Source organism: uncultured Gelidibacter sp. (assembly GCF_947500795.1).
Taxonomy (GTDB): Bacteria; Bacteroidota; Bacteroidia; order Flavobacteriales; family Flavobacteriaceae; genus Gelidibacter.
Genome location: NZ_CANMTE010000002.1, coordinates 35,380 through 50,570, shown reverse-complemented (window position 1 = coordinate 50,570; position 15,191 = coordinate 35,380). Strand labels below are relative to the sequence as shown.

General features: G+C 37.9%; 11 protein-coding genes. 1 reads left to right on the top strand and 10 read right to left on the bottom strand.

All coding sequences use genetic code 11. From position 1 onward, the window contains the following. Positions 1 to 53 precede the first annotated feature (53 nt). From bioD to Q0947_RS05415, 3 genes are read right to left on the bottom strand one after another with little or no spacing between them, the layout of a single operon-like run. A complete protein-coding gene (gene bioD, locus Q0947_RS05425; RefSeq protein WP_299393116.1) occupies positions 54 to 662 on the bottom strand; it encodes a dethiobiotin synthase in 609 nt (202 codons plus the stop codon). Then, positions 659 to 1,075 carry a DUF2007 domain-containing protein gene (locus Q0947_RS05420; protein WP_299393110.1) on the bottom strand — a complete coding sequence of 139 codons (417 nt, stop codon included), beginning with the start codon at positions 1,073 to 1,075 and terminating at the stop codon, positions 659 to 661. Before Q0947_RS05420 ends, bioD begins: the two co-directional genes overlap by 4 nt. Then, complete coding sequence (locus Q0947_RS05415) at positions 1,072 to 2,217, bottom strand: aminotransferase class I/II-fold pyridoxal phosphate-dependent enzyme (protein ID WP_299393105.1); 1,146 nt, start codon at positions 2,215 to 2,217, stop codon at positions 1,072 to 1,074. Before Q0947_RS05415 ends, Q0947_RS05420 begins: the two co-directional genes overlap by 4 nt. A 98-nt stretch (positions 2,218 to 2,315) precedes the next feature. On the opposite strand from Q0947_RS05415, the gene Q0947_RS05410 reads away from it, so the two are divergent. Continuing rightward, complete coding sequence (locus tag Q0947_RS05410; RefSeq protein ID WP_299393100.1) at positions 2,316 to 4,103, top strand: PDZ domain-containing protein; 1,788 nt, start codon at positions 2,316 to 2,318, stop codon at positions 4,101 to 4,103. 58 nt (positions 4,104 to 4,161) lie between these two features. Here the strand turns inward: Q0947_RS05410 and Q0947_RS05405 are convergent, their stop codons facing one another. The 7 genes from Q0947_RS05405 to Q0947_RS05375 form a co-directional block, all read right to left on the bottom strand. Next, positions 4,162 to 4,437 carry a F0F1 ATP synthase subunit epsilon gene (locus Q0947_RS05405; protein WP_299393096.1) on the bottom strand — a complete coding sequence of 92 codons (276 nt, stop codon included), beginning with the start codon at positions 4,435 to 4,437 and terminating at the stop codon, positions 4,162 to 4,164. 76 nt (positions 4,438 to 4,513) lie between these two features. Continuing rightward, positions 4,514 to 6,022, bottom strand: coding sequence for a F0F1 ATP synthase subunit beta (atpD, locus tag Q0947_RS05400; RefSeq protein ID WP_299393091.1), 1,509 nt, complete (start codon positions 6,020 to 6,022; stop codon positions 4,514 to 4,516). 191 nt (positions 6,023 to 6,213) lie between these two features. Then, complete coding sequence (locus Q0947_RS05395; protein WP_299393088.1) at positions 6,214 to 7,830, bottom strand: G-D-S-L family lipolytic protein; 1,617 nt, start codon at positions 7,828 to 7,830, stop codon at positions 6,214 to 6,216. 11 nt (positions 7,831 to 7,841) lie between these two features. Further along, entirely contained in the window at positions 7,842 to 10,592 is a 2,751-nt protein-coding gene (locus Q0947_RS05390; protein WP_299393083.1) for a TonB-dependent receptor, read from the bottom strand. A 213-nt stretch (positions 10,593 to 10,805) separates the two neighbouring features. Then, positions 10,806 to 12,653 (bottom strand): glutamine--fructose-6-phosphate transaminase (isomerizing), encoded by a 1,848-nt coding sequence (gene glmS, locus Q0947_RS05385; protein WP_299393079.1) that lies wholly within the window; start codon positions 12,651 to 12,653, stop codon positions 10,806 to 10,808. Positions 12,654 to 12,658: 5 nt separating this feature from the next. Then, on the bottom strand, positions 12,659 to 14,272 hold the full coding sequence (locus Q0947_RS05380; RefSeq protein ID WP_299393076.1) for a DUF4270 domain-containing protein: 1,614 nt from the start codon (positions 14,270 to 14,272) through the stop codon (positions 12,659 to 12,661). Between the two features lie 50 nt (positions 14,273 to 14,322). Then, positions 14,323 to 15,132, bottom strand: coding sequence for a glycogen/starch synthase (locus tag Q0947_RS05375; RefSeq protein WP_299393073.1), 810 nt, complete (start codon positions 15,130 to 15,132; stop codon positions 14,323 to 14,325). Positions 15,133 to 15,191: the final 59 nt, after the last annotated feature.

Below are 15,191 nucleotides of genomic sequence, written 5' to 3'. Positions count from 1 at the left end.
CGCAGTCGCAATGCAATGTATTGATTAACATCTCCAGGATATTCTGCGAAGTATTATAAAGTCTCTTTAAATTTTTCAGCGTATTCCAGCACCACATTTTTATCAAAATAAGGCTCTTCATCGATGCGCCCAATGACTGGGACTTGAGTCATTTTTTCGATGATTGCTTCTGTGGATGCATGTGCTTCGCCGCTATAAATTAGTGCCAAGTCAAAACCTTTCGATTTTAAAAGATTGACCGTTAAAAGCGTATGGTTAATGCTTCCCAAATAATGTCTTGATACAACAATCACCTTATATTCGGGTTTGATCAAATCGAGAATGGTTTCAGAATCATTGATAGGAACCAACAAGCCACCCGCGCCTTCAATCACCAAATTCTTTTTGGTTTTTGGTGTTTTTATGGTTTTAGTAGATACCGTAACGCCATCAATTTCAGCTGCGGCATGCGGACTCATAGGCGTGTTCAACAAGTAACTACTGTCGTGAAATTTCGATTTTTTATTGGAGACTAACCGCTGCACTTTATGCGTATCTGAATTGTCCAAATCGCCAGCTTGGATTGGTTTCCAATAATCGGCGTTGAGGGCTTCTACTAAAATTGCTGAAGCGATGGTTTTTCCAACATCTGTTGAGATACCGGTAACGAAATAATTGTTCATTTTATATCAAATTCGGTTCCACACACGTCGCACATATATTTGTGCTTGGTATAAAATGGAAGTGATGAAAATAGGAACCCAAAAATAAACCAGAAAAAGGATTTTATGTCTTTAATTGTGGAGAATAATTCGACATCCGTACTCATGCAATTAGGGCAATTTAAAGCATTGCCTTCATCGTCAATGGCATATGGCTGAATGGAATTCAGAATCTCTTTGGCTTCAGCTACTTGCGTAGAAAGGACTTTTAACTTAACCCCGCCAATAGCATTGCTCACCAGTGGGTCCGTATCTATAGTGAGGTTATCGGCTAGAAAAACTTCAATCCCGTCCGATTCCAATCTGCCTTTAATGATTTGCGCTTCCGAAGAATATTGAAATACCGCAACAGTCGTAAATGTTTCATTTTTCATTTTATAAATGTAGCTAAAAGCGCTAACACTTTTGAGATTTCCTCTTCAGCATTATAGGAATGGATACAAAAACGCAGACGCTCCTGACCTTTAGGTACCGTAGGAGAGACGATCGGTTTTACATCAAAACCATGTGCATAAAAGTCTTGCGAAACTTTTTTAACGGTGTCATTTCCTGGGATTATGCAACATTGAATTGCAGATTCACTCGTAATAAAACGTTCTTGCAGTTGGTGCTCGGCTACTTTTTCTTTGAAATAGTTAATGTTTTCGTGCAGCTTTTCTATAGCGTGGGTTTGTTGTAACTCTTTATAGGCAGACTTAATGGTCATTAAAGAATGGGGCGGCAGGGCAGTGGTATAAATAAAGGGTCTCGAAAAATTAACGAGATAATCGGCAAGTTGCTTAGATCCTAAAATTGCGGCGCCATGGCAACCGAGGGCTTTTCCGAAAGTGATGATTCTTGCAAAAATAGCTGCATCAATTCCTAAACTATGTGTCAAACCAATCCCGTTTTCACCAAAAACACCAACGGCGTGTGCTTCATCAACAATCAGCTTGAAATGATTTGTTTTACAAAATTCAGCCATTGCTATCAAATCTGGTGTATCGCCATCCATAGAAAACACTGATTCTGTAGCAATATAAACTTCTGAATCTTTAGAAATCCTTTCACGCTGAAACTGACATTTCTGCTTTAAATCGTCAAGATCATTGTGTTTAAATTTATAGGCTTGGGCATGGCCCATGGAAATTCCATCCCGGATGGACGCATGGATGTATTCATCATAAAAAACCACATCGCCACGTTGGGGAACACTTGAGAAAAATCCGAGGTTGGCATCGTAACCAGAATTAAAAATCAAGGCACTTTCGCAATCATGCGTTTTGCAAATTAAGTCCTCAACATCTTTGTAAAGTTTGTGATTACCAGTTAGTAAACGGGAACCCCGGGAGCCATTTTGGAAAATGAATGCTTCTTCCAAATAGTAATGGGTATGATCAAAAATTTCTTTGGATAACGAAAACCCTAAATAGTCGTTGGATGCAAAGTCAATCAACTCATGAGGTTGGCGCAATTTCCGAAAGGTATTGTCCGCTTTTCGTGCCTCTAATTTATCTTGAAGTTTTTTAGGAATCATAGCGTAAAGATACGAAGTCCTCACAGGTTTTTAATACCTGTAGGCGCCGAGAAAGGAATATAAAAGATTGTATATTTGAGAATCAAAATTTTAAAATCATGATTCGTATTAGTATCTGTCTGTTATTTTTCATGGCTTCATTTGTTTTGCAAGCCCAAATTTCTTCAAAATACACCATCTCTTTTGAGAATGCTGTTCATCATGAAGCTAACATTCAAGCAACATTTAGCAATTTAAAATCGGAAACGGCAACGTTTCGTATGAGTCGTTCATCACCTGGACGCTACGCTTTGCATGAATTTGCGAAAAACTTGTATAATGTAAAGGTTACTGACGGTAAAGGAGAGGAGCTTAAAGCAACTCGCCCAGATCCGTACTCTTGGGAAGTAAATGGTCATGATGGTACCATAAATGTGAGTTACACGCTGTTTGCAAACCATGGCGACGGTACTTATGCGCAAGTTGATGAAACCCATGCACATTTAAATATACCTGCAACGTTTATGTATGTTCCTGAGCTTGAACATCAAGAAATGGAAGTGACATTTAAGGTGCGTGAAGATTTAAATTGGAAGATTGCCACCCAGTTAAAGCATCAACAAAACAACACCTATTACGCGCCAAATCTTCAGTATTTTATGGATAGTCCTGTAGAAATTGCGAATTTTAGAGAGCGTTCTTTTGATGTGAAAGGTCAAAAAATAGTGTTGGTAATGCATGATGATGCCGCTTCAGAGGATGAAGTAGATACTTATTTTGAAAAGGTCAGAAAGGTCGTGTTGGAGCAAATGATGGTGTTTGGAGAATTACCAAGCTTTGATTACGGCGAGTATCTATTTTTAGCCTGCTATATGCCAAATGCGACTGGTGATGGAATGGAGCATCGGAATTCTACCGCTATCCCAAGTTCACGAAGTTTGTCGCAAGGCGGAATGGAAGGTAATATTGGGACGGTGGCGCATGAATTTTTCCATTGCTGGAATGTGGAGCGAATCCGTCCAAAATCGTTAGAGCCATTCGATTTTTCAAAAGCTAATATGAGCGGCGATTTATGGTTTGCCGAAGGATTTACCAGCTATTACGATGATTTATCGTTGGTGAGATCAGGAATCATGAGTCGCGAAGATTACATTAACGGATTGGTAAGAACGTTTAACTATGTGTGGACCTCGCCAGGAAGGCAATTTTTCAATCCGATTGAAATGAGTTACCAAGCGCCTTTTGTAGACGCGGCCAAATCAGTGGATGAGACCAATAGGGAAAACACGTTCATTTCCTATTATTCTTACGGGAGCATGTTAGGATTGGCGTTAGATTTAACCTTGAGAGAACACGGTTTGACACTTGATGAGTATATGACGTTGGTTTGGAATACTTATGGGAAAACTGAGGTCGGTTATACGGTGGCTGATTTACATCAAAGTTTAGTGAAATTTGCGGGTAAGCCATTGGCGGATGATTTCTTCGAAAATTATATTCATAAAAGTGGCATGCCAGATTTTGAACGACTCCTGAAAAATGTAGGCGTAATCTTAGAAACTAAAAATGATATTGAGTTTGGAACCATGGTCAGAAACCAAGTCTTGGTGAGTAACCCTAAAATCGGTTCTCCCTCTTACAACGCCGGATTTCAGAAAGGGGATAAGCTGCTCAAAATAGGCGGTACGGAACTTGAAGGGAACGTAGGTGTCAATTCAGTTTTAAATGGCTTTAAAGTAGGCGAAAAGGAGTCTGTGGTTGTTGAACGATACGGAACTCAAAAGGAATTAGAATTAACTATTGGTACCGGGACCTCTTATAACTTGAAGTTGATGGATGCAAATTCGAAAGAGTTTACTAAGAAACTAAAAGAGAAGCAATCGAGTTGGTTGGCATCTAAAGTATAAAACAAAAAAATCACGCTGAAAAGCGTGATTTTTTTTTATCTAGTAAAAAATGTAAAGGTTAGTCAACTAACACAATCACATTATTATCTTTCATTTCTACAGTTCCACTGTTGATTTGCATTACCCATTGCCCATCTTCTTTTGTGAAGTTCTTTTCTTGTCCATTAGCAATGGTTGCATCGCCTTTAAATTTTACTTTTCCTTTACCAAGAATAGCAACAATAGCGGCGTGATTATTCAACATTTGGAATTCACCCTCTAAACCTGGAACAGTAACACTATCGACGTTACCGCTAACTAAGGATGCTTCTGGGGATACAATTTCTAAATACATAGTTTTTTAGTTTGCAGTGCGCAATCTACAGTTTGCAGTTATTAAAGACTGAAAACTGTAGACTGCTTACTTATTATTAAGCTTCAGCAAGCATTTTCTCTCCAGACTCGATTGCTTCTTCAATAGTTCCTTTAAGGTTGAATGCAGCTTCTGGTAAGTGATCTAACTCACCGTCCATAATCATGTTGAATCCTTTGATAGTTTCTTTAATATCTACCAATACTCCTGGGATACCTGTAAATTGCTCAGCAACGTGGAATGGTTGAGATAAGAAACGTTGTACACGTCTTGCACGTCCTACAGCCATTTTATCTTCCTCAGAAAGCTCTTCCATACCAAGGATAGCAATAATATCTTGTAATTCTTTGTAGCGTTGTAATAACTCTTTTACACGTTGTGCACAAGCGTAGTGCTCATGTCCTAAAATGTCAGCAGTTAAGATACGTGAAGTAGAATCTAATGGATCTACCGCAGGATAAATACCTAACTCAGCAATTTTACGAGACAATACTGTTGTTGCATCTAAGTGGGCAAACGTTGTTGCCGGCGCAGGATCCGTTAAATCATCCGCAGGTACGTAAACCGCTTGTACAGATGTAATAGAACCTCTTTTTGTTGATGTAATACGCTCTTGCATCGCACCCATCTCAGTAGCCAATGTTGGTTGGTAACCTACCGCAGAAGGCATACGGCCTAATAATGCAGATACCTCAGAACCAGCTTGTGTAAAACGGAAAATGTTGTCAACGAAGAAAAGTACGTCTTTACCTTGAGCGTCACCAGCACCATCACGGAAATATTCTGCAATAGTTAAACCTGATAATGCCACACGAGCACGTGCTCCAGGTGGTTCGTTCATTTGTCCGAATACGAAAGTTGCTTTAGAATCTTTCATCACAGATTTATCAACTTTAGATAAATCCCATCCGCCTTCTTCCATTGAGTGCATAAAGGCATCACCATACTTGATAATTCCTGACTCTAACATCTCTCTCAAAAGGTCATTTCCTTCACGAGTTCTTTCTCCAACTCCAGCAAATACTGAAAGTCCACCGTGACCTTTTGCAATATTGTTAATCAACTCCTGAATCAATACAGTCTTACCAACACCTGCACCACCAAATAAACCAATTTTACCACCTTTTGCGTAAGGCTCTATCAAATCGATTACTTTGATACCTGTGAATAAAACTTCAGTTGAAGTTGATAAATCTTCAAATTTAGGTGCTTGTCTGTGGATTGGTAAACCAGCATCGCCAGCTTTAGGCAAATCGCCCAATCCATCAATAGCATCTCCAATAACATTAAACAAACGTCCGTAAACATCTTCGCCAATTGGCATTTGAATAGGAGCGCCTGTTGCTACAACTTCAGTTCCTCTGCTGAGTCCATCAGAAGAATCCATAGCGATGGTACGTACAGTATCCTCACCAATATGTGATTGAACTTCTAGTACCAATAAAGAACCGTCAGGTCTTTTAATTTCTAAAGAATCATAGATTTTTGGAAGGCTTGAACCCGCTTTAAAGGCTACGTCGATAACTGGACCAACGATTTGTGCAACTTTACCTGTAACTTTTGACATTACTTATATGTTTAATGTTGAATTGAATTTTTTTGCTAAAATGTTTTTACCCAAATGAGTTGGGTAGTTTGTTTTTCGCGCTGCAAAGATATAGTTTTTTAACTAATTATAAACTCCTTTTATACGGTTTTTTAAGCATAAAAAAACACCTTCTTTGGAAAGGTGTTTTAATTATAAATTTTAATTCTTAATTATCTTAAGTCTTTGCTGTAGTTTGTTGGATAATCTCCAGCGTTAGCTTTTACGCCAGCCGCTATAAAATTAGAGCCGTACTGAGCATCAATGGCTTTCAAGAATTCGTTAGCCATAAGTGCATAGCCTCTTGATGTTAAATGCACACCATCCAAACTAATCAATCCACCACTCACCAAGTTAGTTCTGAAGATAAAATCGCCATCATGAATGCCTTCAGTAGTAGCTTTCTCTAAAATAGATTTAAAATCAACAAGAGCTAAGTTTTTTTCTGCTGCAACCGCTGCAATAATTTGGTTGTAAGCGTCTGTAGCAGTTTTAATTTCTGCTTGCTCAGTTGGGATCAAAACCCATTTATCAGCTAAAGGCAATGTTACGCCTTCTACAGAAAACTGACCCGCCAAAGCTTGAGGTAAACCTTTCGCCATTAATGTTTGAACAGAGGCCATATTAACGGTACCAATAGTATTCATACTTGGTAAAACGAGTAAGTCATTAGCTGTAGCTTGTCTTGCTTGACCGTAAGTAGTTGCAAGAAGATTCGCTACTAATGGAGCCGCTTGAGCTGGCAATCCAAACTGTGCAATAAATGCAGGGAATGTTGGACTCGCATTAAGAGCACCTTCAATTACCGGAGCAATATTTGTTAAGCTTTCATCATAAATAACTACAGCACTTGCAGCTGTTTCTGAGAAAACAATTTTTCTGCTTGGGTCAACCTGTGCGAAAATTTGATTTAAGGCTCCAAAAATGTTATTCAACAATGGAATTTGTGGTCCGAACGCCGGATTAGCAGGGCTTAAAGGTTTATAAGGTACGGTTGTAAAATGAGCTAAGTTTGTAATGTAAGGTACATTTGCCACAGCCCCTTTTGCACCATTTTTTGTTAATTCTGCTACTGCACCTTTAAATGACGCTGCAAACACATTAGGGTCTGTGATGTCATTTGAACCGTAAGTTCTAGGATCAATATTACCCAATTGGTTTACACCTGTTCCACCAGAAGTAGCATATGCTAAAACATCATTCCCGCCTATTTCTGAAAGCGTAAAGAAGGTTGGGTTTTTAGCTGCTGCATCACCAATTACTGTCGCTGTGGCACTAGATGCCATACGACCGAAATAAGGGTTAGCAGCACCATAGCCTTGTATTCCTAAATGGAAGCTTTTAAGACCTGGTATACCGTAGTTGTTAAACGAACCCGTCAAACGCTCGGTTAATTGTGTTGTTGGTGTAGCATCCAATAGTTTTGGTGAAGGTGATGGTCCTGATAAATCTACATAATATCTTGGAGACTGCACCACAGTTGAGCCCATAACAAATCCGCCAATGTTATCTTTCATTAATGGCTGTGTAAATGAACCGCCACCAACAGTTGCAAACTGGTTATTTAAAATGTTTGGAAATGAATTTTCCTGACCTTTTATAAACAATGCGCCATCTGTAAATCCTGCTGAAAACGATGCCCCAACAGCTACATAATTTGAAAAGTCTACAGAGCCAGCGGTTAGTTCCGGAAGTGGTTCAGGAGCGGGGTTATAATCATAATCATCTTCACTACACGCTGTGAAACCTACTAAAATGGCGGACAGCAGTAAATATTTTATATTTTTCATTGTGTTATTTTTTATAAGTTATTGATAGTCCAGGAAACGTAATACATTGATCCTATAGAACCTGTACCAATTGCTGTATTGTATTCTTCACCAAGAACGTTGGTTGCACCTGCTTTAAAAGTAGATTTAATTGAAGGTACAGTGTAGTTGATTTGTGCATCTAATGCGTGATAAGCTGGGATGGCACCATCACCAAATGTTGCTTGCCAGTAGTAATCGTCACTCCATCTCCATGCCGTATTAAAGCCGAAGTTTTTAAATAAGTTGGCGTTACCAAAATTAATTTTTGCTTTGTGTTCTGGTGTGTTAAAACTTGTTTTGAAATCAGGGAAAGCCGCTTGATCGAAATCTTGTTTCGTGTACGTATAACTTCCTCCTAAGTCAAAATCTCCAAAGACCTTAGTAGTGATACCGATAGAACCTCCATAAGAGTTAACATCAGCTGTTGAGTTGGTGTAAGTTTGGTAAGCTTTATAATCGCCATTGGCAATTGCTGCTATAGACAAACCATTATCACCTACAGTTCCGTAAAAAGGAGCGACTACAACTTCACCAGAAATGAAATCTTGGTATTTGTTATAATACACACTCATATCAATAACTACTCTATCAATTTTACCTCTATATCCAACTTCTGCAGTGGTGATTTTTTCAGGTGTTACAAGCGCTGAATTTCCAATTTCTAAGTCGGCAGGATTTTCAGATTTAGCAAAAGCACTTACTGAAGAAGCTAAATAGGAATTGGTATAAGCAGCACCACCTGTTTGCGTAATTTGAGCAGGTTGACCAAAGCCAGCCTGTCCGGCAGCACTAATATCATAACTACGCGAGTAACGGTCTAAGTTTGCAGGAGCTGAACCAACTAAAATGGCACGACCAGCATCTAAACCAATAAATAAATCTTGAGTTGTAGGGTTTCTGAATCCTGTTTGCACAGATGCTCTAATGTTATGGTTTTGGTTAACTGTTAAACCAGCAGAAAGTCTTGGTGATAAGAATCCGTCAAAAAATTCTGATTTGTCATAACGAGCAGATGCTGTTAACTTCAATTTCATCTCTTCGCCTAGGTCAAATCCTTTTTGCATTTGGGTATAGACTCCAAATTCTGAATAAGGGATAGAACCATCATAATCTGTATAGATAGTACCTGAAGAATTTAGCTCATATTTTCTATAAGACCCACCAACTTGAATATCGATAACATCCCATAAGTGGCTGAAATTGTAATTGGCATCCACATGTGAATATTTAGATTCATCTCTAAATTGTGATCCTTTAGAAAAATCAGGATCCTTGATGATTCTGTCAAATGCTTCTTTAAATTCAGGAGATCCTGGTGCATATCGTCCAGTTTCTGCTACTGATCTTGCTGCTGCGTGCGCTTGTGCATCATTTGCACCATTAAAGGTTGCACCTGCATAAGTTTGAATATACTGTTGGAACCATAATTGATCTGGTTTCCATGCACGGTTGATGTTAATTCCGGTAAATACCATGTCATAAGAATCGCCGGCATTATCCGAAACTACATACCCTCTTACGAAGAAATTGTCGTTCTTAACTTCAATTTTATGTTGTTGCTGAATGAAATTATCAATAGCATAGCGGTTTGTTCCTTGGTAGATTGTAGAACCTGTACCAACTTTACCAACATATTGAATTTCAAAATCGTTAGCCCAAGGTCTAAAATATAATCCCCAGTCCGCTTTGATGCTTTCCGCATTGTAATCAGTCAAATCACGTTCTTCATAACCTGTACGGCTAACTACCACATCAGGAATAACCCCTAATCCACCAGAAGCAGCTCTAATGTTTGTAGAAACTTCATCTCCATAAATGTTGTAACCGTCATAACCAATACTTGCTCTTGTATCTCCTGAACCTGGTTTACCAGCATAATTATTAGCGGTCCAGTCCGTTCCTTTCAACCAACCAAAATTCACTTTTGCAGCAAAATGATCAGTGAATTTATAAGCCATTCTTATACCTGAATCTCTATAAGTGTTATCTCCACTAGCATCTTGGGAAGTGATTCCTTGCTTGTGGTATCCACTAATACCTTGAAAATCGAATGGGTTTTTACTACGCATAAAGAGGATACCGTTAAAGGCGTTCGCACCATATAAAGCAGATGCTGCACCAGGTAATAACTCAACACTTAATACGTCAGTTTCATTCATACCAACTAAATTTCCTATTGGGAAGTTCAACGCCGGAGAAGAGTTGTCCATACCATCTACCAATTGCATAAAGCGCGTATTGGCAAACGAGGCGAAACCTCTGGTGTTAATTGATTTAAATGTTAAACTGTTAGTGTTAATATCTACTCCCTTTAAGTTTTCCAATCCGTCGTAAAACCCTGCAGAAGCTGTGTTTTTTATTTCCTTAAGACCAAATCTTTCAACAGTTACTGGCGATTCAAAAACACGTTCTGGTGTTCTGGAAGCAGAAATTACCACTTCATCTAAAGAGGTTCCTTCTCTTAATTTGAAATCGATAGCTTGAGTTGTTGAGGTGACTTCTTTTGTAACGGTATCAAATCCAACACTACTCACCTGAATAGAAAAAGGTGGGGTTTGAGGAGCGTTTAACGAGTAGTTACCATCAAAATCTGTTATTGTACCAGTGGCTGTGCCTACAACAATGACGTTGGCTCCTGGTAGCGGTTGTCCATTTGTGTCGGTTACTTTTCCTGTAACTGTTGTTTGCGAATACGTGAGTGTAACGCAGAACAGTAGCATAATCTTAAGAATTGTTTTCATTTTAGGAAATTAGTTAATTTGGATACCAATATAAATAATATAATCATACTTATAATTGTTTTTTTTAAAAAATTATGCATGCATAGTATAATTTGTTAATGAAATACTTTAAAAATTGATAAATCCATTAAAAAAGGGCCAAAAACTAAGATTTAATAGTTTTTGGCCCTCTTAAGGGTAAATTTATTGTAAAAGTAACAATTGATGGAATCGCTATTCCACGGTTACAGATTTTGCAAGGTTTCTTGGTTGATCCACGTTTTTACCTAACATTACCGCAATATGGTATGATAAGAGTTGAAGTGGGATTGTTGTTAGTAATGGCGATAGGTTTTCTAAGGTTTCTGGAACTTCTATCACATAATCAGCAAGTTCTCTTACACTCACATCACCTTCGGTAACAATACCAATAATCTTACCTTTTCTAGATTTGATTTCTTGTATGTTACTAACTACCTTTTCGTAATGCCCTTTTTTAGTAGCGATTACAATGACAGGCATGTTTTCATCAATTAATGCAATTGGGCCGTGTTTCATTTCAGCAGCAGGATATCCTTCCGCATGAATGTATGAAATCTCCTTAAGTTTCAATGCACCTTCTAATGCTACAGGGAAGTTGTAACCTCTTCCTAAATAAAGCATGTTTGGAGAATCTTTGTAGGCTTCTGCAATAGCTTGAATGTGCTTGTCTGCTTTTAAAGCTTCAGTTACTTTTTCAGGAATTAATTCCATTTCCTGTAACTGTCTTCTATAGTCAGAACTTGACATAGTTCCTTTGGCTCTTGCAAGACGTAAGGCAATTAAAGTCAAGATTGTAATTTGAGTGGTAAATGCTTTTGTTGATGCCACACCAATTTCAGGACCAGCATGTGTGTAAGCGCCAGCATCAGTTTCTCTTGCAATAGAAGAACCAACTACGTTACATACACCAAATACGAAAGCACCTTTAGATTTTGCTAATTTAATAGCCGCCAAAGTATCTGCAGTTTCACCAGATTGAGAAATGGCGATTACCACATCTTTTTCTGTAATCACAGGATTTCTATATCTGAATTCAGATGCATATTCCACTTCAACAGGGATTCTAGCCAAATCCTCAAAAATATATTCAGCAACTAATCCTGCGTGCCAAGACGTACCACAAGCTACAATGATAATACGATCTGCATTTAAAAAGCGTTTCATATTATCTTCAATACCCGCCATTTTTATAATGCCTTCGTTTACCAATAATCGACCTCTATAAGTGTCTTTTATAGCTAAAGGCTGTTCGTGGATTTCTTTAATCATAAAATGATCATAGCCACCTTTCTCAATCTGTTCTAAATTGAGTTGTAATTTTTGGATATACGGATTGACCAAAGAATCATCTAAAATCTTTCTGATTTTGATGTCTTTATCAAGCCTAAGGATTGCCATTTCTTCGTCTTCAAGATAAATGGCATTATCTGTAAATTCAATAAAAGGAGAAGCGTCACTAGCGATGAAAAATTCACCTTCGCCAATACCAATTGCCAATGGGCTACCAAGTTTGGCAACTACAATTTCCTTTGGTCTTGACTTGTCAAACACAGCAATAGCGTATGCACCGACTACTTGGTTTAATGCGATTTGAACCGCTTTTCCAAGTTTTACTTTTTCATTGATCATGACATCCTCAATCAAATTGACCAATACTTCCGTATCCGTATCTGATTGAAATGTGTAACCACGTTGGATTAATTCCTTTTTTAATGATTCATAATTTTCAATAATTCCATTATGAATAATAATAAGGTTTCCTGAATTGGAATAATGAGGATGTGAATTCACATCATTTGGAACACCGTGAGTTGCCCAACGTGTGTGACCCATGCCCAATTTCCCCTTAGTTGAAATTGTTTTTTCTAGTAGTTCTTGTAAGTCAGCAACCTTGCCTTTTGTTTTGCTTAAATTGAGGTCTTCACCATCAAATAACGCAATACCAGCACTGTCATAACCTCTGTATTCTAATCTTTTTAATCCTTTTAAAATAATAGGATAGGCCTCTCTATGACCGATGTATCCAACGATTCCGCACATATAATTTATTTGTTAGGTTCTGTATAAAATATCTCCAAATATAATTTTTTAGTTTGGTCGGTTGTATTGTTGCCATATAACACTGTGCCCTTTGGAGAAAGAATAGCGCTAACTGGAACTGTTTTTACTGGTTTATTTTCTGTTGACAAAACGGAAAGTGGTACTGAGCCACCTTCAGCGTTGACGTTTGTTGAAACGGCTAAACCAAGACTGACATTGGTTGAATCTCTTAACAAAAGATTCTTGATGTGTTCCGTAATCCTGATTTTATATTTAACCCCTTGAGAGTTTTTGTCATCACTTACACGTTGCAATTTACCAAGGTGGTTGATTCTAGAGTCGTTAGGCGTCACATTGTCGGCCGTATCAAAACTATAATCAAATAAAGGTCTGTTGTTTTTTGTATCGTAAATATAGATTCTGTCAGGTTCTTGGCCTTGTGTCAACGATTGATCAACATAAAACACCAAATTAGCTTCATTAATCAAACGTTTTGCTTTTACAAACTTACCATTCGCATCTGTTTCAACATAGGCGTTTTTAAACTCCTCAAATGGCGTTAGTGTACCTAAGTCGCTGTCAATGTCAGTACCATCAAATAAATTGATAACAGCCATTGCGCCTTGTCCACCTTTCAAATACAACTTTTCATCACCTGTAGTTGGATTGCCTTGAGGAATTGGTAACGTGTTAGTATTGTCAAAGAAATTAGCTCTATTTCCAGAGAAGTTTAATTGATAATTTCCTTTAACGCGCTCCGTTGCTGTTCCGGTAGGAGGTGAGGAGTAATGCAAGATAATACTTGCATTGGCCGCTGCAAAATTAAGAAGCATCATGCTGCCCTTGTTATTAATAGCTTCAGCTTCAAAGTAAATACCTCTGAAGTAATTTTGAAAATTATTCGCGTTGCTAAGTTCAGTACCTCCTTCTTTCAGAATGATCTTATTCTTCCAAAATTCAGTATCCATTTTTAAGCGTAACGCTGGCGCTACCCTTGTAACTTCGTCGCCAACTTTCTGAACAATTTCTGCAGTACTAGGTTTAAAGTTAGTGATGCTTTGTAATTGCGTACCCTTTAAAGATGCTAAAGGAATTTTAGAAGAAGCAGACAATGAACGGTCTGAATAATATTTCTGAGGACTGTTGAATTCCGAGTTTGGATCAAAACTTCTCAAAAAGTACGTGTTCTCGTAAATCTTTAAATTGATAGGTGAAGAACCATAAACAGAATCCAATTGATAGGTTGTAACACCATCTTTATTGCCTGTAGCCTTACTGAAATAAGGCACTGTTAAAACCACAGAATCCAATCTTACATCTTCAGGAAACTTAGGGTCATATATAGCCGGTGCCAATTGTGAAACCACATGGGCGGTAGTTGAACCGTATACGAGATTGTTATAGTAGCCTAATAAATTGGATGGCAATCCGTTGGTTTGAACAGGGTTAAGTTTGTTGGTGTATGCAGTAACTTCATACTGGCTATCAGCCACACCAAAATTGTTTTGTCCAGAAATATCTGAATCTAGAGACACATAATCTTTATCACATCCAATGATCAAAGTCATTAGTGCTACAAGTAGGAATAGTGGTGTATAGGCGAATTTTGTCTTTTTCATTAATGTGTTTAAATAGATTGAAAAGCGAATAGAATAGTTTTACTAAGGTGTTAAACGAGTACTTTAGTGTTGTAAAACTCAGCGTAAGGTTCAGCAAAATCTTCTTGGGAGAAATAGTCTAAAACTGGTTTATCTGATGCTTTTAGGTAATCTTCCAATTCTTGTGGGAGTTCAGAAGAGCCTTTTATAAGCGCATCAGAGTAATCAATTGCAACTTTCATAAGGTTGTTATAAGTAGGAGTTTCCAATACTTTAACGGCAGCCTCATCAATATTATCAAATTTTACTTTGTTTATCATACCTTCATCTAACGTACCATCGAAGCTTTGATTGTATATGGAGGTCACAATTTTACTGTCCGTAAACAAAGGTTCGTTTTTGTAGTACTCTTTTAAGTAGACAGGAAGTAGGGAAGCCAACCATCCGTTAACATGGATAATGTCCGGTGCCCAGTTGAGTTTTTTAACCGTTTCAATCACGCCTTTTGCAAAGAATATAGCACGCTCATCATTGTCAGGAAACATGTTGCCATCTTCATCCGTTAAGGTTGCTTTTCTCTTAAAGTATTCTTCGTTGTCAATAAAATAGACTTGGATTCTTTCTTTAGGGATTGATGCTACTTTAATAATAAGTGGCATATCTAGATCGTTAATTACTAGGTTGATCCCGGATAGCCTAATCACTTCATGCAATTGGTGTCTACGTTCGTTTATGTTTCCATACCTTGGCATGAATATTCGTATTTGTCCACCTTGTTTATTTACCATTCTTGGAGCCTCAAAAGACATCGAAGAAATTTCAGTTTCAGGTAAATAAGGAACAACCTCGGAAGACACGTACAATATCCTCTTATCTTTCATAAATCTCGTAGTTTAAAAAAAAGTTAAAATTTAAAACACGCAAAATTACAAAATTTTAT